The following is an 18,856-nucleotide window of genomic DNA, read 5'->3' as shown; positions in this document are numbered from 1 at the left end:
ACATGAAATTGCATTCGACCCCCAGCAGGCCGTTCATCCCCGTGCTCCTCCTCGCCCTTGTCGGAGGCTGCGCGTCGACCAGCGGATCGATCGATCCGGCGAATTACGACAAGATGACATGCGCCGAACTGAACAGCGCCATAGGCGAAGCCGCCAAAGGCATCTCGCAGACAGCCATCACGCGGGGCAAGGTCGCCAGCACCAGTGTTCCGAGATGGCTGCTGGGCGGCTCAAGCGTCAAGGCCGCCGTCGCCAATCGCGAAACGACCAGGATCGATCGGCTGAAGCAGCAGCAAGCGGCCATGGCCGCCGCCAGGGCGCGCAGATGCCCAGGGCTTGGGAATTGAGCTGAGGCGCCGCTGCCGGGCTCGCCTCACGCACTCAAACGAAACCGCGTGACATCGATTGCGGCGCTCATCAGCGTCTGCGTGTAGCCGGCCTGCGGATTGCTGAAAATGTCTTCCGTCGGCCCTTCCTCGACGATCTTGCCCTGCTTCATGACGATGATGTAGTCGGCCATGGCGCGCACCACGGCGAGATCGTGGCTGATGAACAGATAGGACAGCTCATGGTCGGCCTGCAGCTTGCGCAGCAACTCCACGATCTGTTTTTGCACCGAGCGGTCGAGGGCGGAGGTCGGCTCGTCCAGCACCACCAGCTTGGGCTTGAGGATCATGGCGCGAGCGATTGCGATGCGCTGGCGCTGGCCGCCTGAGAATTCGTGCGGATAGCGATTGCGCGAGTTGGGATCGAGGCCAACTTCGCGCAGCGCCTCGACGGCGCGCTGGTCGCGCTGCTTGCCCGAGAGGTTCGGTTCATGCACCAGCAGCCCTTCGGTGATGACCTGGCCGATGGTCATGCGCGGCGACAGCGAACCGAACGGATCCTGGAAGACCAGCTGCAATTGGCGCCGCAGCGGCCGCATCGTCTGGCGGTCGGCGGTCGAGATATCGCGGTCGCCGAAGCGGATCACGCCATCGCTCGGCAACAGCCGCAGCAAAGCGCGGCCAAGCGTCGATTTTCCAGAGCCTGATTCGCCGACGATGCCGATCGTCTGATTGCGCCTCAGCCTGATCGAGATGTGGTCGACGGCGCGCAGCATCAGCGGCTCGCCGGCCAGAAAGCCGCCGCCGATACGGAAGGTAACCTCGACGTTTCTGCCTTCGAGCAGGACCGGCGCATTGGCCGGCGGCGGCGCCTTGGTTCCGGTCGGCTCGGCGGCCAGCAGCATCTTGGTGTAGGCATGCTGAGGACTGGCGAAGATGGCTTGCGCGTCCCCCTCCTCCACCACCTCGCCGGAGCGCATGACATAGACCCGGTCGGCAAAGCGCCGCACGATGCCGAGATCGTGTGTGATGAACACGATCGCCATGCCGAGCTTGCGCTGCAGCTCGGCAAGTAGCATGAGGATCTGCGCCTGGATGGTGACGTCGAGCGCCGTCGTTGGTTCGTCGGCAATCAGGATATCGGGATCGTTTGCCAAAGCCATGGCGATCATGACGCGCTGGCGCTGGCCACCCGACATTTCGTGCGGATAGGATTTCATGCGCCGTTCGGGATCGGGAATATGCACCAGCCTGAGCAGGTTGAGCGCCTCCTCGCGCGCTTGCGCCGCATTCAAGCCCCGATGCCGGCGAATCGGTTCGATCAGCTGGTTGCCGATCGAATAGAGCGGATCGAGCGAGGTCATCGGCTCCTGGAAGATCATGCTGATCTTGCGGCCGCGGACCTTGTTCAACTCGGATTTGCTTAGCGTCAGAAGATTGCGGCCGCGATAATCGACACTGCCGGTGGCTTCTCCATTGGAGGCCAGCAGGCTCATCGCCGCCATCATCGTTTGGCTCTTGCCGGAGCCGGATTCGCCGACCACGGCGACGGTTTCGCCCGCCTTGACGTGGATGTTGATGCCTTTCACCGCCTCGACCGCGCCGTCGAGGGTGCGGAAGCGCACGCGAAGATCCTTTACGCTGAGAATGGTCTCTGCTGCGTCCATCTTAGCGGTCCTTGGGGTCGAGCGCATCGCGCAGGCCGTCGCCGACGAAGTTCAGGGCGAACAAGGTGGAGACCAGGAAGAAGGCAGGGAACAGAAGCAGCCAGTTTGCAGTGCCGATATTCTTGGCGCCGACCGAGATCAGCACGCCCCAGCTGGTCATCGGCTCCTGGATGCCGAGCCCGAGGAACGACAGAAAGCTCTCCAGGATAATGACCTGCGGCACCAGCAGCGTCATGTAGATCACCACCGGCCCGAGCAGGTTGGGAATGACGTGGCGCAAAAGGATGCCGCGCTGGCCGACGCCCATGGCCTCGGCCGCCTGGACATATTCCTGGCGGCGGATGGACAGCGCCTGGCCGCGCACGATGCGGGCCATGTCGAGCCACAGCACGGCGCCGACCGCCAGGAACATCAGCACGAAGTTGCGGCCGAAGAACACCACCAGCATGATGACGAAGAAGATGAAGGGCAGCGAATAAAGCACGTCGACGATGCGCATCATCACCTCGTCGACCCTGCCTCCGGCAAAACCGGCAGTGGCGCCATAGAGCACGCCGATGGCCACGGCCACGACGCCGGCGAGCAGACCGATGGCCAGCGAAACGCGCCCGGCCATCAGCGTCCGCGACAACAGATCGCGGCCGGTGTTGTCGGTGCCGAAAAGAAAATATTGCTGCTTGACCGAGGCGCTCATCGTCGCTTCGAGGCCGTCAGGCGACTTGCTTTCGATCCTGGTGTCGTCGAAGGCGTCGGACCGGTCGAGATAGCGGATGTTGCGGTCGTCGATCGCCTTGCTGGAGGTGACGGTGACGAAGACGCGATTGCCGTCCTGGCGCCAGTCCTTGATGTCGACACGCATGCGCTTGATCGCCTCATTAAGCGCGGTCTCGATCATGTCCGGCTTCGGATAGGCCGACAGGCTCGGCGGCGTACGCACATAATCACCATAGATGGTGGTGTATTGGTGCGGCACGAACCAGGGCCCGAACACGCTGATCACGGCGATCAGGATCAGATAGTAGAGGCTGAACATGGCGGCGCGGTTGGCCTTGAGGCGCGCCCAGGCATCGCCCCACAGCGAACGGCCGACGACCGGTGCGGCGATCGCGATATCAGTCATAGCGCACCCTCGGATCGACGACGGCATACATGACGTCGACGATCAGGTTGAAGACGATGGTGAAGATGGCGATGACCACCACCGTCCCCATCACCAGCGTGTAGTCGCGGTTGAGCGCGGCATCGACGAAGTAGCGCCCGACGCCGGGAATGGAGAAGATCGTCTCGACGATGATCGAGCCGGTGAGCAGGGCGGCGGCAGCCGGACCGGTGAAGGAGACGATCGGCAGGACGGCGCCGCGCAGCGCGTGCTTGACCACCACCGACCAGTCGGACAGGCCGAGCGCGCGCGCCGTGCGGATGTGATGCGAGCGCAGCGATTCGATCATCGAGCCGCGCATCAGGCGGGCGACGATGGCGATCTGCGGCAGGGCAAGCGTCAGCACGGGACCGATCTTGTTGATAAGCGCGCCATCGCCCCAGCCGCCGATCGGCAACAGCTTCCAGGTCAATCCGAACACGAGCTGGATAATCGGCGCGATGACGAAGGTCGGGATGGTGCTGCCCGCGGTTGCCAGCGCAATCACCGTGTAGTCGCCAAGTTTGTTCTGGTTGAGCGCCGCAATGGTACCGAGCACGCTGCCGAGCAGCAGCGCCAAGATCAGCGCGGAGGCGCCGAGCTGAATGGAAATAGGCAAGCCCTTCGCGAAAAGCTCGGTGACGGTAAAGTCCGGCATATTGTAGCTCGGGCCGAAATTGCCGCGCAGGAGATTGCCGAGATAGTGGACATATTGCAGCCAGAGCGGGTCGGCGAGCCCGAACTGGGCTTCAAGATTGGCCCTGATCTCGGGGCTCAGGCCCCGCTCCTGGTTGAACGGGCCGCCCGGTGCGACGCGCATCAGGAAGAACGCCAAGGTCACGATGACGAATAGCGTTGGAATGGCGGTCAGAAGCCGCCTGAAAATGTAGCGTAGCATCGGCGGTGCCCTGCTTCGGCCAGGGTGACGGGCATCCAACCGGACGCCCGCAGCGCTCTGGCACCTCTCATCTTCGCACCATGGCCTGCGAAAATCGATTTCGACTTTCGGGCCCCATGCGACGACAGATCGAGCCGCCGTCCTGAACGGGCGGCGGTTCGATCAAGGTTTTCAATCCTTGGAGATGAAGCGGGACGGATGCACGTCCATGACGTTGTCGACGAAGCCGTGCAGCTTCGGGGAAACAATATCGTGGTAGCTATAGTAGAGAAGCGGGATCTGGCCGACGTCGTCGACGAGGACACGTTCGGCGGCGGCGAGTTCCTTCATGCGCTCTTCCGGCTTGCCGCCGGCGGCGGCCGCCTTGTCCATGGCAGCCTCATATTGCGGGCTGTCATAGACCGAATAGTTGTTGCCGCTGGCCTTGCGCGAGATGCCCAGGAAGGTTTCGGGATCCTTGTAGTCGGCAATCCAGGCGGCGCGCGCAACGTCATAGTCACCCCTCTGCTCGAGGAAGGAGTAGTGGGTCTTGGTGTCGGTGTTGAGCAGCGTGACGTCGACGCCGAGCGGCTTCAGCTGTTCCTGGATGGCGACCGCGGTATTCTTGTGGTTCTCCGAGGTGTTGTATCGGATCTCCATCTTCAGCGGATGCTCCGGCGTGTAACCGAGTTTCTCGAGTATCTTCTTGGCTGCGTCCTCGCGGTCGATCTGCGACATGTCGGCATATTTGGCCATCGCCGGCGTGTAGCCCTCGATGCCCGGAGGGACCATCGAATAGCCTGGCAGCATTGAATTCTGCCAGACCTTTTCGGCAATGAAATCGCGGTCGATGGCCATCGAGATGGCATTGCGCAGCTCGACATTGTCCCAGGGCTTCTTGTCGGTCTTGATCGCGTAGTAATAGGTGCCGAGATACGGCCCCACCTTGATCTGATCACCGAACTTGGCCTTGAGGTCGGCGAGCTGCTCGGTCGGTAGATCGTCGTAGCTGTCGAGTTCGCCGGCCTCGAAGCGCTTCATCGCCGAGGAGCGATCCTCTGTCGGGATGTAGTTGACGACGTCGATCTTGACGCTTCCGGCATCCCAGAATTTCGGATTCTTGACCAGTTTCATATGATCGTTGGGAACCCACTCGGCCAGCGTATAGGGGCCGTTGGAAACGAGATTGCCCGGCTTGATCCAGTCGGCGCCGAGCTTGTCCATGGACGCCTTGTTGACCGGATAGGTCGCCTGGTGGGTCAGCATTTCGAGGAAATATGGCGTCGGCGCCTTCAGCGTCACTTCAAGGGTGGTCGCGTCGATGGCCTTGACGCCCATGTCCTCGGGCTTGCCCTTCTTGGTGTTGACTTCCTCGGCGTTCTTGACGGGATAGAGCATCGAGGCATATTCGGCGGCCGTCGCCGGGTCTTCGAGGCGGCGGAAAGCGAAGACGAAGTCTTCGGCCGTCACCGGGCTGCCGTCGGACCACTGGCCGTCCTTCCTGAGCTTGAAGGTGTAAACGGTACCGTCATCCGACACCGTCCAGCTCTCGGCGGCGCCGGGGATGACGTTGGCCTTCTCGTCCTGCATCACCAGACCTTGGAACAGGTCGCGCAAGACGTTGGCTTCATAAACCGTCGAGGTCTTATGCGGATCAACCGACTCGGATTCGGCAGCAGTGCCTCTGTTGTAGACGACCTCGGCAAAGGCCGGCGTGTAGAATGTTCCGGCGGCCAGCGCCATGGTTGTGGCGAATGCCGTCGCCTTCAGCATGTTTTTCAGCATGAAGTTTCTCCCTGTCGGCGCTGCCAACGGCGCGCCTTTGCGTGTTGACGCCCCGGGACCGATGTCTGGCCCCTTTGAGCGCGCCGCCGGTTCCCTCCGTCGGCTGGTGGCAGAAGACTAGACAGGCGGCAAGCTCTTTTCAACCGAGTACTGATTGACCCTAAGTCAATAGCCAGGAATCAAAGAAGCCGCGGCTAAATTAGCGTAGCTTTTCAATCATACACACTTCCAGGTTGCGCCTAGAGTTTTCGCTTTTTGCATGCGAACTTTGGCATGCTCGGCGGCATGGTTCAGAACCTCATTCGCCAGGTCCAGGGGCGCCGATTCCAGACAGACACTTCGGCAACTTCGGCGGTTGAGTTCGCTCTGCTATCACCGATATTCATCCTTCTCCTGCTCGGAATGGTTGCATACGGTATCTATTTCGGCGCGGCCAATTCAATACAGCAGATCGCGGCGGACGCCGCCCGGACGGCCATCTCGGGGCTGAACCAGACCGAGCGGCAGACGCTCGTGGCCTCGTTTCTCGCCAATAATGCCGGTGGATATCCCTTCGTCGACGCCAGCAAGCTGACTTATCAGGCCAATGACAGCACGGCGGACGGCAATCAGTTCGTTGTGTCGATCCAGTACGATGCCCGAAACCTGCCGATCTGGAATCTCTTTCCGGGCATAGCCATGCCGGGTACCACGATCAAACGCCAATCAACGATCAGGGTCGGGGGCATCTGAATGCTGCTCAGTTCGCGCTTGAAGATCCGCAGGCTTGCACGCCAGATGCTTGGTGACCAACGAGCGAATTTCACGGTGATGACGGCGTTGAGCGCGCCGGTCGCGCTGGCGCTGGCAGCGGTGGCGATCGACGAGGCCTCCATTTACACCGAGCGCCGAGAAGCACAGGCGATGGTCGACCTGGCGGCGATCACCGCGGCTTCGAGCATCAACAACGTCCAGACCGCGGTCTTGACCACGCTCACCGACAACGGGATGCCAGGTGTCGTCGTTCAGGGCTCGGGTCAAACCATTCCCGCGGCGGTGGGCAAAACCGTCGTGACGGTCACGCGGGGCCGATATGCAGGGGCATCCTCGGTCAATGTGGATCAACGCTTCCAAGCAGGCGTAACCCCTTACAACGCGGTTCATGTGACCCTGCGCAAGACCCCCAACCGCTATTTCGCAAGCACGCTGATCCCAACGCCCATCATTGGCACCGAAGCCACCGCCAGCATGACGCCACAGGCCACTTTCTCGGTCGGATCGAGGTTGCTCAGCGTCAATACCAGCAACAGCCCCATCCTCAACGCGCTTCTCGGCGGACTCCTAGGCGGCAACATCTCGCTCAGCGTCATGGACTACAACGGATTGATCTCCGCCGATGTCAGCGTGCTTTCCTTCGTCGATGCCCTGGCGGTGCAATTGAACCTGACGGGCGTGACCTATTCGGACGTTCTGGCCTCAAAGGCTACAGTCGGCCAGATCGCCACCGCCCTGGCCAATGTTCCCGGGCTCGGCAACACGGCCAAGGTCGCCTTGCAAACCATGGCAAGCAAATCGACCAACACGGTCAAGATTCCGCTCAGCCATCTCATCGACCTCGGCCCCCTCGGCAGACTTGGCCTCGGGCAGAGGCCAGCCGGCCTTGGCGTTGACGCCAGCGCGATGGGAATGCTGATGGCCGCCGCCGAACTGGCAAACGGTTCGAAGCAGATCGACCTCGGTCTCAGCACCGGCATACCGGGGGTGCTGTCGAGCACGCTCGCCATCGCCTTCGGCGAACCGCCGCAATCCTCGCCATGGCTGAAGGTTGGCGAAGTCGGCACCATTGTGCGGACGGCCCAGACCCGTATCAAGCTGGTGGTGAAGATCGGAGCCGGCAACAGCAATGTCGGAGGCGGTATCACCCTGGTGTCGTTCAGTCTGCCTCTGCATGTCGAAGTCGCCTATGCCGAGGCCAAGCTCACCGACATAAGTTGTCCGACAGGCCCCAGCAGCATCAAGGTGACCATCGCCACCCGTCCCGGTATCGTCGAAGGGCATCTCGGCGACAGCAGCAGCGCCGGCTTTGCCGATTTCACCAACAAGGAGACGTTTTCCAACACGGAAATCGCGAGCGTGAAACTTCTGATCATCCCGGTGCTGTCGGTGGTGGGCTCAGCGGCGTTCGACATGGCCAACAACACGCTAACGACGTTGACTTTCAACAAGGCCGATATCGATGCCAAGACGATAAGGACCGCTTACACCCAAAATTTTACCCAGTCGTTGACTACGTCGCTGGTCAGCGATTTGTCGCTGACGGCGAATTTACTCGGTCTGCCGCTGCTGAATCTGAACACGCTGATCGCAACCGTAAGCCCGCCAGTGGTGGCACTTCTGAACAGCGTAACAGCTCCGGTCGACACGTTGCTTACCAATCTGCTCGAAGCTCTTGGCGTGCGTCTCGGTGAAGCCGACGTCCGGGTCACCGGCGCAACGTGCGGACGTGCCGTGCTTGTCCAGTAAGATGGCCGGCACGCGCTGATCTAGGCAAGGTGTCCAAGAAAGCATCCGAGTGTCGGCAGCAAAAGCACGGCTTCTCCGGCGAGCGAGGCATCGCCGCCAAGTTTCGCAACCGCTCCTAAGTCTTGCGGCAGCGGCCAGTTGGCCGGTTCCCCGGCGAAATTGAAGGCACAAAGCAGCCTCTCATCGCCATGCTCGCGGACAAAGGCCAGCACGTCGCCTTCGGCGTCGAGAAAGCGGATCGAACCGCCGACCAGCGCCGGATGCCGCTTGCGCAAAGCGAGTGCCGAACGGTAGGCGGAAAGTACCGATTGCTCATCGCCGCTCTGTACATCGACCGCGCGAGCGCGATGGCTTTCCGGCACCGGCAGCCAGGGTTTACCGGTGGAGAAGCCCGCATTATCGGCGCCGGACTCCCAGACCATGGGCGTGCGGCAGCCATCCCTTCCCTTCACACCGGGCCAGAAGCGGATGCCTACCGGATCGCGCAGGTCCTCATAGGCAAGTTCCGCCTCCGGCAAACCGAGTTCCTCGCCCTGGTAGAGGCAGATCGAGCCACGCAGGCAAGAGAGCAGCATGATCGAGAATTTGGCCACCACGTCAGGATCGCCGCCCGGCCGCGTCCAGCGGCTGACATGACGCATGACGTCATGGTTGGAAAACGCCCAGCAGACCCAGCCATCTACGACAGCGTTTTCGAAAGCCTCGACACAGCCGCGCACATGCGCCGCCGAAAATTGCGGGCCAAGCAGATCGAAGGTGTAGCACATCTGCAGCTTGTCGCCGCCGGAGGTGTAGGCGGCCAGCGTCTGTAGGGAGCGCCCCTCATCACCGATTTCGCCGACGGCGGCGCGATCCCCGTACTCGTCGAGCAGCGCCCGAAAGCGCCGCAGGAACGCTAGATTTTCCGGCTGCGTCTTGTCGAACAGGTGCTCCTGGTAGAGGTAGGTGTTGGTCTCGGTGTTGGTGCCTGCAACGCTCGACGCCAAGGGCGGGTTGCTGCGCAGCCAGCGGTCGTGGACGTAGTAGTTGACGGTGTCCAGCCGGAAGCCGTCGAGGCCGCGCTCCAACCAGAACCGCACTGTATCCAGGAGCGCGTCCTGGACCTCCGGGTTGTGAAAGTTGAGATCCGGCTGCGAAGCGAGGAAATTGTGCAGATAGTACTGCCGGCGGGTCGCATCCCATTCCCACGAGGGGCCGCCGAAGACCGACAGCCAGTTGTTGGGCACACCACCATCCGGTCTGGCGTCGGCCCACACGTACCAATCGGCCTTTGGATTGTCGCGGCTGGCGCGGCTTTCGACGAACCATTCGTGCCTGTCGGAGGAGTGCGACAGCACCTGGTCGATGACGATTTTCAGGCCAAGCCGGTGCGCTTCGGCAACCAGTGTATCGAAATCCTCCAACGTGCCGAACATCGGATCGACGTCGCAATAATCCGACACGTCGTAGCCCATATCGGCCATCGGCGACTTGAAGAAAGGCGACAGCCAGACGGCATCGGCGCCGAGCGAGGCAATGTGGGCGAGCCTTGATGTGATGCCGGCGAGATCGCCGCTGCCGTCGCCGGTCGTGTCCTGGAAGGAACGCGGGTAGACCTGGTAAATGACGCAACCGCGCCACCAGTCGGCCGCTCGCTCGGCATTGTCGTCAGTCATCACGACCCTTTCCCTGTCTGGGCCCTTCCGTCCTGCGCTCGATCATGAAATTCACGCTGCGGCCCGGCAGCGCGCGAGAAAGATCAACTGCTTGCGCTTCGATGGCGGGATGCCATCGGAATCCGTCTCGCGCGGGCAATGTGAAGATGCATTGGCGGCGATCGCCATTGACCATGACGGCAAGCCGGCCATCCACGCCGCCGAGCAGCATGACGAGGCGATGCCGGGCGGGATCGTTCCACTCCGCCTCGCCGAGCAGCGCCCCCGTCTCGGTGAGCCAGGCGGCGTCGGCAGTGTCCGACCCGGCCAGCGGCTGGCCGGTGAGGAAATCTGTATTAGAGAGCGCCGGCACCGCGCGGCGCAAGGCGGCCAGTGCACGCGCGTAGCCTTCCAGCGCCTGGTCACGCCCCTTCCAGTCGAGCCAGGTGATGTTGTTGTCCTGCGCATAAGCGTTGTTATTGCCTTGCTGGCTGCGGCTGAATTCGTCGCCGGCCGTCAGCATGATCGTGCCGCGCGAGGCGAACAGCGTGGCGAGCAGCGCACACTGGTCGCTGAAGCGCGCCTTCGCGATTGCCGCGTCGTCCGTCGCGCCCTCGACGCCGTTGTTCCAGGACAGGTTCTCGTTGTGGCCATCGCGATTTTGCTCACCATTGGCCTCGTTATGCTTCTCCTCATAAGCAACGATGTCGGCCAGCGTCATGCCGTCATGGGCCGCGATGAAATTCACCGTGCGGCTGGCGGGCTGGCCGCCCCTGCCGAAAATATCGGACGAACCGGCAAGTCGTGTCGCCAGCGTACCAACCATGCCGGCATCGCCGCGCCAGAAGCGCCTGGCATCGTCGCGATAACGATCGTTCCATTCCAGGAAGCGGGAGGGGAAGTTGCCGAGCTGATAGCCATCGAGACCGATGTCCCAGGGCTCGGCGATCAACACACGGCCGGCCAACAGCGCATCCTCGCGCATCGCCTCCAGCAACGGCGCTTGCGCTTCGAATGTGCCGTTGATGCGCCCCAGCACCGGTGCCAGGTCGAAACGAAAACCGTCGACGCCGGCATGGCGGACAAAATGGCGAAGCGTGTCGAGCACCATTTCCCGCACCGCCGGGTGATCGCCGGCGACCGTGTTGCCGGTACCAGTATCATTGACCTGCCTGCCATCCGGCTGGTGCCGGTAATAAGCCTGATTGTCGAGGCCGCGCAGCGACAATGTCGGACCGAGCCTGTCACTTTCGCCCGTGTGGTTGAAGACAAGGTCGAGAATGGTGCCGATGCCGGCCGCACGCAGCGCGGCAACGGTATCGCGCAATTCGGCCAGGCCGCCAGGGGCCAGGCGCGGGTCTAGTGCCATGAAGGTGACAGGGTTATAACCCCAGGCGTTGCTCAACCCGAGCGGCGGCAGATGCCGCTCGTCGATCGATGCCGTCACCGGCATCAGCTCGACGGCGGAGACGCCGAGCCTTCGCAGGTGCTCGACGATAGCCGGATGAGCAAGCGCGGCGGTCGTGCCGCGCTGTTTTTCCGGCACATCCGGATGCAGCTTGGTGAAGGCGCGCACCGGCACTTCGTAGATCAGGCCGCCCGGACGGAACAGCGGCGGCGGCACAGGCACAGCCGTGAGCAAGGCTTTCGCCACCGCCTTGGGCATCAGCGGCGCGGTATCGGCACCTTCGTTGCGCCGCGCGGCGAGACGCCAGTGATAGGCATAGGGCCGATCGATCTCGACGGCGTAGGGATCGGTCAGCAGCTTGTCGGGGTCGAACCAAAATCCGCGCTCGGGCGCGTAGTCGCCATCGGCGCGGAAACCGTAGCGGGTGCCCTCGGCAAGGCCGGAGACGAAGAGTGCATGCACCCCCTCTCCTTCCGCTTTCAGCTCCAGCCGGTCGAGTTCGCGGTTTCCCTGTTCGTCGAAGATCGAGACCCAGAGGCGGCGCGCCGACGAGGACCAGGCGGCAAAGCGGATGCCGTCGGGGGTGATGGTGGCGCCTAGTGAGGTCATCGGCGCGTCCTCCACCCTCCCCCTTGTGGGAAGGGTCGCGAACGAAGTGAGCGGGGTGGGGGGTGACGCCGGCAAAGCCCTCTACGAGCACCCCCACCCCGACCCGCTACGCGGATCGACCCTCCCCACAAGGGGGAGGGTGAAGCCACCGCCACGCTCAAGTAATCACGCTCGGCTTGTCGCGGCCGGTATGGCTCCTAATTCCCGCGATGTCATCCGCTGCTGCGATCAGATCGGCGAGCGCCTTCTGCGTATCGAGATCGTGCCTGGCCTTGTCCGGCTCGTAGCGCTCGATGTAGACGCGCAAGGTGGCGCCCGAGGTGCCCGTGCCGGAAAGCCGGAAGACGACGCGCGAGCCGCCTTCGAACAGCACCCTGATGCCTTGATGCTCGCTCACCGAACCGTCGACCGGATCGTGATAGGTGAAGTCGTCGGCATTGGCGATCTTCAGGCCGCGCACGCTGGTGCCCGGCAGCGAGCCAAGCTTTGCGCGCAGTTCATCGACCAGCGCATTGGCGCGCCCGCTCTCGACTTCCTCGTAATCATGGCGCGAGTAATAGTTTCGGCCGTAGGTCGCCCAGTGCTCGGTAACGATCTGCTTACAGCTCTCGCCGCGCGCGGCGAGGATGTTGAGCCACAAAAGCACGGCCCACAGGCCGTCCTTCTCGCGCACATGGTTGGAGCCGGTGCCCGCACTTTCCTCGCCGCAGATCGTCGCCATGCCGGCGTCGAGCAAATTGCCGAAGAATTTCCAGCCGGTCGGCGTCTCATACATGCCAATGCCGAGTTTTTCGGCGACGCGGTCGGCGGCCCCACTGGTCGGCATCGAGCGCGCAATGCCTTTCAGGCCTTCCTTGTAGCCCGGCGCCAGGCGGGCGTTGGCGGCGAGCATGGCGACAGAATCCGACGGGGTGACGAAAATGCCCTTGCCGATGATCAAATTGCGGTCGCCGTCACCGTCGGAAGCGGCACCGAAATCCGGGGCGTCCGGTCCCATCATCTCGTCATAGAGATGTTTGGCATGGACCAGGTTCGGATCCGGATGGTGGCCGCCGAAATCCGGCAGCGGCTTGAAGTTGCGGCAGGTGCCGTCGGGCGCGCCAAGCCGGCGTTCGAGGATCTCCTTGGCGTAAGGGCCGGTCACCGCGTGCATGGCGTCGAAGCGCATGCGAAAACCCGACTTGAACAGTTTGCGCAGCGCGTCGAAATCGAACAGGCTTTCCATCAGCTCGGCATAGTCGACGACCGGATCGATGATCTCGACCGTCATGCCGGCGGCCTTGACGGTGCCGATCGCGTCGATGTCGATCGGATCGACGTCGACGGTCTTGAAGCTGGAGATCGCCTTGGTCCTGGCGAAGATCGCATCGGTCAGCTTTTCCGGCGCCGGGCCGCCATTGCCGGCATTGTACTTGATGCCGAAATCCTCGTGCGGGCCGCCCGGATTGTGGCTGGCCGACAGGATGATGCCGCCGAACGTCTTGTATTTGCGGATGACATGCGAAGCGGCCGGCGTCGACAAGATGCCGCCCTGCCCGACCATCACCTTGCCAAACCCGTTGGCGGCGGCCATGGCGATGGCCTTCTGGATGACCTCGCGATTGTAGAAGCGGCCGTCGCCGCCGATCACCAGGGTCTCGCCCTTGAACCCGTCCAGCGCGTCGAAGATCGACTGGATGAAGTTCTCGGCATAGTGCTCCTGCTGGAATACAGGCACCTTCTTGCGCAGCCCCGAAGTGCCGGGCTTCTGGTCGGAATAGGGTTTGGTGGGAACGGTGCGTATCATGCTTCAAGCAACCCTTTTCGAAAGCAGCAGGCGATAGAGTTCAACGTATTTGTCAGCGCTTCGGTCCCAGGACAGGTCGGTCTTCATGCCCTGGCGCTGGATGGCCTCGAAGATCGCGGGGCTGGCATGGGCCTCGGCCAGGCGGCGGATGGCATGAAGCAGCGCGCCGCCGTCGCTGGGCGCGAACTGGAACCCGGTCGCCACGCCGGCGGCAATCGCCGCCTCGTTGGCATCGATGATGGTGTCGGCGAGCCCCCCGGTGCGGGCGACCACCGGCACGCAGCCATAGCGCAGGCCATAAAGCTGCGTCAGTCCACAAGGCTCGAAGCGCGACGGGATGACGATGGCGTCGCAGCCGCCCTGCATGACGTGAGACAGGCCTTCGTCATAGCCCACGACGACGCCTATACGGCCGCGGTGGCGTGCGGCGGCGGCGAGCAGCGCGCCTTCGAGGCCGGCATCGCCCGAACCCAGAATAGCCAGCCGCGCGCCCGTCGCAACGATGCCGTCGACCGCCGTCGCCAGTATGTCCATGCCCTTCTGCCAGGTCAGGCGGCTGACGACGCAGACGATCGGGCTACCGTCGCGATCGAGGCCGAAACGGTCCTCGACAGCGGCCCTGTTGGGCGCGCGCGCCTTGAGCGAGGCGGCTGTATAGTTCGACACCAGATGCTTGTCGGTCTCCGGGTTCCAGATGGCGGTGTCGATGCCGTTGACGATGCCATAGAGATCGCTGGAGCGCATGTTGATCAGTCCGTCGAGACCCATGCCGAATTCCGGCGAGCGGATTTCTTGCGCATAGGTCGGGCTGACGGTGGTGATTGCCCAGGCAGCCTGCAGGCCGGCCTTGAGGAAGCCGACGCCGCCATAATATTCCACACCGTCAAGCGCCATCGCCGCCGTCGGCAGTCCGAGTTCGCCGAAGATGCCGGCGCCGAACTGCCCCTGGAAGGCGAGGTTGTGGACAGTCATCATCGACGGCGTGCCGACCGCTTTGCCATAGCGCATATAGGCCAGCGTCATCGCCGACTGCCAGTCATGGGCATGCACGATATCGGGCATGTAACCGGAGATGGCACCGCCGGCGATGTCGGCGCCGGCCTGGCTGAGCGCTGCGAAACGGCGCCAATTGTCCGGCCAATCGGCACCCGCGGCATTGCCATAAGGACCGCCGGGACGATCGAACAGATGCGGCGCATCGAGCACGAAAAGATCGAGCCCGGCAAGCTGGACAGAATGGACCGAAGCCTTGCCGCCCTGCAGCAGCGGATACTTGTAGACAGACTTTTTTTTCTTGAAGGCGTCCATCACCATGGGAAAACCGGGAATAAGCGTGCGCATGGTCACGCCTTTGGCGGCCAGCGCGACGGGCAGCGCGCCGGTCACATCGGCAAGCCCGCCGGTCTTGATCAGCGGAAAGATCTCGGGCGTGACCGACAGAACCTGCATGCGCTTACCGAACCGCTCCTGGTGCATGTAGCCCAAACCGTGCAGCGGTTCTGGGCAAGGACATGCACAAACCACCCTAAAGTGACAGCTTGTTGATCAACCCGATCGGGTTGACAACTTGTTGATCATGTCCTGCGTGATCAGGCAGATGCCCTTTTCCGAAACGCGGAAGCGCTTGGCGTCGAGCACGGGATCCTCACCGACCACCAGCCCTTCCGGTATCCTTACACCGTGGTCGATGACGACGCGCTTCAACGTTGCGTTCCGGCCGACATGAACGTCGGGCAGCATGACGACCTCTTCCAGCGTCGAGTAGGAATTGATGCGCGCGCCGGTGAAGATCAGGCTTTTGCGGAGCGTCGCGCCCGAGACGATGCAGTCGCCCGACACAAGCGAGGACACGGCCGAACCGCGCCGTCCATCCTCGTCATGCACGAACTTCGCCGGCGGCTTCAACTCGGCATAGGTCCAGATCGGCCAGTCGCGATCGTAGAGGTCGAGTTCGGGCGTCACGTCGGTCAGGTCGATATTGGCTTCCCAATAGGCATCGACGGTGCCGACATCGCGCCAGTAGGCCTCATTTTCCGCGGTCGAGCGCACGCAGGACTTGGCGAAGCGGTGGGCGATCGCCTTACCGTGCTCGACGATATAGGGGATGATGTCCTTGCCGAAGTCGCGGCTCGAGCCGGGCTCGGCCGCGTCGCGGCGCAACTGCTCCATCAGGAACTTGGTCTTGAACACGTAGATGCCCATCGAGGCCAGGGCAAACTCGGGCCTGTCTGGAATGCCGGGAGGGTCGGCCGGCTTCTCGACGAAGGCGATGATGTTGTCCTTGGCATCGACATGCATGACGCCGAAGCCCGTGGCCTCCATGCGCGGCACTTCGAGGCAGCCGACGGTGACATCGGCGCCGGCGTCGACATGCTGGCGCAGCATCAGCTCGTAGTCCATCTTGTAGATGTGATCGCCGGCGAGGATGACCATGTATTCGGGGCCATAGGCCTCGATGATGTCGATGTTCTGGTAGACCGCGTCGGCCGTGCCTTCATACCACTGGGTTTCCGACACGCGCTGGCTGGCCGGCAGGATATCGAAGCTTTCGTTTCGTTCGGGCCGCAGGAAGTTCCAGCCGCGCTGCAAATGACGGATCAGCGAATGCGCCTTGTATTGGGTGGCAACCCCAAGGCGGCGGATGCCGGAGTTGAGGGCGTTGGAGAGCGCGAAATCGATGATGCGCGTCTTGCCGCCGAAATAGACCGCCGGCTTGGCGCGCCGGTCGGTCAGTTCCTTGAGGCGGCTGCCGCGCCCGCCGGCCAGCACATAGGCCATGGCGTCGCGGGCCAGCGGCTGGGTTCGTTTCGAGTTTGCCATTTTCTACCCTCCCAAGTTACCCGGTCTCGACATGGCTTGTTCCGCGACCAGTTCAAGCATGATCGTCGACAGCGGCGGCAAGAGCATCGTTGCGGAGATGCCCCCTTCCTCCGCCCGCGCTTCGACGGCGCCGCCATTGCCCTTGCCGGATCCGCCATATTCGGAAGCGTCCGTGTTGATGATCTCGCGCCATGTGCCGGCTTTCGGCAGCGGCACGCGGTAGTTGTCGCGCGGCACCGGCGTGAAATTGGAGATGATCGCGACCGGATTGCCTCCCGGCGCGCTGCGCAGCCAGGCGAAGACGGAATTCTGGCTGTCGTCGACGATCAGCCAGGAAAAGCCTTCCGGCTCGCAGTCGCGGCCGTGCAGGGCCGGTCGCGAGCGGTAGAGATAGTTGAGGTCGCGCACCACCTGCCAGACACCGCGATGCGAGCGGAAATCGAGAAGATTCCAGTCGAGCGCGCGCGCCTCGCTCCATTCGCGGCGCTGCGCGAACTCCTGGCCCATGAACAGCAGCTTCTTGCCGGGGTAGCCCCACATGAAAGCGTAGTAGGCGCGCAATGTCGCGAATTTCTGCCAGTCGTCGCCGGCCATCTTGCCAAGCAGCGTGCCTTTGCCGTGCACGACCTCGTCATGCGAGAGCGGCAGCACGAAATTCTCCGAGAAGGCATAGACCAGGCCGAAGGTAAGGTCGTTGTGGTGGTGTTTGCGGAAGATCGGCTCCTTGGAGAAATACTCCAGCGTGTCGTGCATGAAGCCCATGTTCCACTTGAAGCCGAAGCCCAGCCCGCCTTCATGGACCGGAGCCGAGACCTTCGGCCACGAGGTCGATTCCTCGGCGATGGTCATGACGCCCGGATGGTGGCCGTAGAGCTCCTTGTTCATCTTCTGCAGGAAGCTGACCGCCTCGAGGTTCTCGCGGCCGCCCTTCTCGTTAGGAATCCATTCGCCTGCCTTGCGCGAATAATCGAGGTAGAGCATCGAGGCGACCGCGTCGACGCGCAGGCCGTCGACATGATATTTTTCGGCCCAGAACAACGCGTTGTTGACCAGGAACGACACCACCTCGCGGCGGCCGAAATTGTAGATCGCGGTGTTCCAGTCGGGATGAAAGCCCTGGCGCGGATCGGCATGCTCGTAGAGCGCAGTGCCGTCGAAATGGACAAGGCCGTGCTCGTCGACCGGAAAATGCGCCGGCACCCAGTCGAGGATGACGCCGACGCCGGCACGGTGGGCGCCGTCGACAAAGCGGGCAAAGCCGGCCGGGTCGCCAAAGCGCGCCGATGGCGCATAGAGGCCTGTCGTCTGGTAGCCCCAGGAGGGATCATAGGGATGTTCGGAGATCGGCATGAACTCGATGTGGGTGAAGCCGGTCTCGACGACATAGGGGATCAGCCGGTCGGCCAGTTCATCCCATGACAGAAACGTTCCATCGTCGCGAAGCTGCCAGGAGCCGGCATGGACCTCGTAGATGGAGATGGCCTCGCGCCGGGGATCGGCATTGCGCCAGAAACTGCGATGCGCCTCGTCGCCCCATTGATGGGCGGGCGACGCAGCGGTCACCGACGCGGTCGCCGGGCGCAGTTCGGACTTGAAGGCAAACGGATCGGCCTTCAGCGGCAATCTCACGCCATCGGGGCCGATGATCTCGTACTTGTAGGGCCTGCCGGCGCCGATATCGGGGATGAATACCTCCCAGATGCCGGTGTCGCGGCGGTCGCGCATCGAATGGCGGCGGCCGTCCCAGTCGTTGAAATCGCCGACCACCGAGACGCGCCTTGCATTGGGGGCCCAGACGGCGAAATGCACTCCGGTGGCGCCTTCGTGCTCGATGACATGCGCGCCGAGCTTGTCGAACAGCCTCAGATGCGAGCCCTCGGCAATGTAGTAATCGTCCATCGGACCGAGCACCGGGCCAAAAGAATAGGGATCCGTCAACCACCAGTCGCCCCCGGCATTCCTGGCGTGATAGCGCAATGGCTGGCGCTTCTTGATCGACAGCTTGCCTTCGAAAAAGCCGCCATCGTCACGCCTGGACAGTTCACCAGCAATCATGCCGGTCAGCGTATAGGCGGTGACGAACTCCGCATGCGGAACGAAACAGCGGGCAAACAGGTTCTTGCCCACCTCATGGACGCCGAGGACCGCAAACGGATTGCCGTGCGTGCCGGCGACAATCGCCGCGACATCGCTGGCCGGGGCCGATCCGTCCGGCCCGCTTGTCGCAGCGGTCGCGCGCGGTTTCCTCATCGGGCAGTGTCCCTCCCCGGGCACCAAATGTTTGTTTTAAGGTATAAATTCGGC

Annotated in this window: 13 protein-coding genes; 3 read left to right on the top strand and 10 right to left on the bottom strand. The window is 62.8% G+C overall.

The genetic code is table 11. The annotated features are described in order from the left end of the window. Positions 1–2 precede the first annotated feature (2 nt). Positions 3–347, top strand: coding sequence for a hypothetical protein (locus LB547_RS12950; protein ID WP_140762607.1), 345 nt, complete (start codon positions 3–5; stop codon positions 345–347). Positions 348–373: 26 nt separating this feature from the next. Here LB547_RS12950 and LB547_RS12945 read toward each other — a convergent pair whose 3' ends face one another. The 4 genes from LB547_RS12945 to LB547_RS12930 form a co-directional block, all read right to left on the bottom strand. Beyond that, positions 374–1,993 (bottom strand): ABC transporter ATP-binding protein, encoded by a 1,620-nt coding sequence (locus LB547_RS12945; protein ID WP_140520752.1) that lies wholly within the window; start codon positions 1,991–1,993, stop codon positions 374–376. A gap of 1 nt (position 1,994) precedes the next feature. Continuing rightward, positions 1,995–3,113 carry an ABC transporter permease gene (locus LB547_RS12940; RefSeq protein ID WP_140520753.1) on the bottom strand — a complete coding sequence of 373 codons (1,119 nt, stop codon included), beginning with the start codon at positions 3,111–3,113 and terminating at the stop codon, positions 1,995–1,997. Continuing rightward, on the bottom strand, positions 3,106–4,029 hold the full coding sequence (locus LB547_RS12935; protein WP_140494801.1) for an ABC transporter permease subunit: 924 nt from the start codon (positions 4,027–4,029) through the stop codon (positions 3,106–3,108). The genes LB547_RS12940 and LB547_RS12935 overlap by 8 nt, the downstream gene beginning before the upstream one ends. A gap of 171 nt (positions 4,030–4,200) precedes the next feature. Then, the gene (locus tag LB547_RS12930; protein WP_140520754.1) at positions 4,201–5,793 is read right to left on the bottom strand and encodes a peptide ABC transporter substrate-binding protein; all 1,593 of its coding nucleotides are present in this window, start codon (positions 5,791–5,793) and stop codon (positions 4,201–4,203) included. A gap of 285 nt (positions 5,794–6,078) precedes the next feature. On the opposite strand from LB547_RS12930, the gene LB547_RS12925 reads away from it, so the two are divergent. Beyond that, a complete protein-coding gene (locus tag LB547_RS12925) occupies positions 6,079–6,525 on the top strand; it encodes a TadE/TadG family type IV pilus assembly protein (RefSeq protein ID WP_140762707.1) in 447 nt (148 codons plus the stop codon). After that, positions 6,526–8,295 carry a TadG family pilus assembly protein gene (locus LB547_RS12920; protein WP_140762610.1) on the top strand — a complete coding sequence of 590 codons (1,770 nt, stop codon included), beginning with the start codon at positions 6,526–6,528 and terminating at the stop codon, positions 8,293–8,295. A gap of 20 nt (positions 8,296–8,315) precedes the next feature. Here the strand turns inward: LB547_RS12920 and LB547_RS12915 are convergent, their stop codons facing one another. From LB547_RS12915 to glgB, 6 genes are all read right to left on the bottom strand, one after another. Further along, a complete protein-coding gene (locus LB547_RS12915; RefSeq protein ID WP_140762614.1) occupies positions 8,316–9,950 on the bottom strand; it encodes an alpha-glucosidase family protein in 1,635 nt (544 codons plus the stop codon). Further along, on the bottom strand, positions 9,943–11,946 hold the full coding sequence (glgX, locus tag LB547_RS12910) for a glycogen debranching protein GlgX (protein WP_140762617.1): 2,004 nt from the start codon (positions 11,944–11,946) through the stop codon (positions 9,943–9,945). The genes LB547_RS12915 and glgX overlap by 8 nt, the downstream gene beginning before the upstream one ends. Positions 11,947–12,103: 157 nt before the next feature. Then, positions 12,104–13,732, bottom strand: coding sequence for an alpha-D-glucose phosphate-specific phosphoglucomutase (locus LB547_RS12905; RefSeq protein ID WP_140655834.1), 1,629 nt, complete (start codon positions 13,730–13,732; stop codon positions 12,104–12,106). Positions 13,733–13,735: 3 nt separating this feature from the next. Beyond that, positions 13,736–15,181: a glycogen synthase GlgA gene (glgA, locus tag LB547_RS12900; protein ID WP_140762620.1), complete on the bottom strand. Its 1,446-nt coding sequence runs from the start codon at positions 15,179–15,181 to the stop codon at positions 13,736–13,738. 96 nt (positions 15,182–15,277) lie between these two features. Beyond that, positions 15,278–16,552, bottom strand: coding sequence for a glucose-1-phosphate adenylyltransferase (gene glgC, locus LB547_RS12895; RefSeq protein WP_140762624.1), 1,275 nt, complete (start codon positions 16,550–16,552; stop codon positions 15,278–15,280). 3 nt (positions 16,553–16,555) lie between these two features. Beyond that, complete coding sequence (gene glgB / locus LB547_RS12890) at positions 16,556–18,802, bottom strand: 1,4-alpha-glucan branching protein GlgB (RefSeq protein WP_140494818.1); 2,247 nt, start codon at positions 18,800–18,802, stop codon at positions 16,556–16,558. Between the last annotated feature and the right edge of the window lie 54 nt (positions 18,803–18,856).

This window comes from Mesorhizobium sp. B264B1B (assembly GCF_020165765.1).
Taxonomy (GTDB): Bacteria; Pseudomonadota; Alphaproteobacteria; order Rhizobiales; family Rhizobiaceae; genus Mesorhizobium.
The sequence above is the reverse complement of the archived record's forward strand: the minus strand, read 5'-3'. Positions and strand labels throughout refer to the sequence as shown.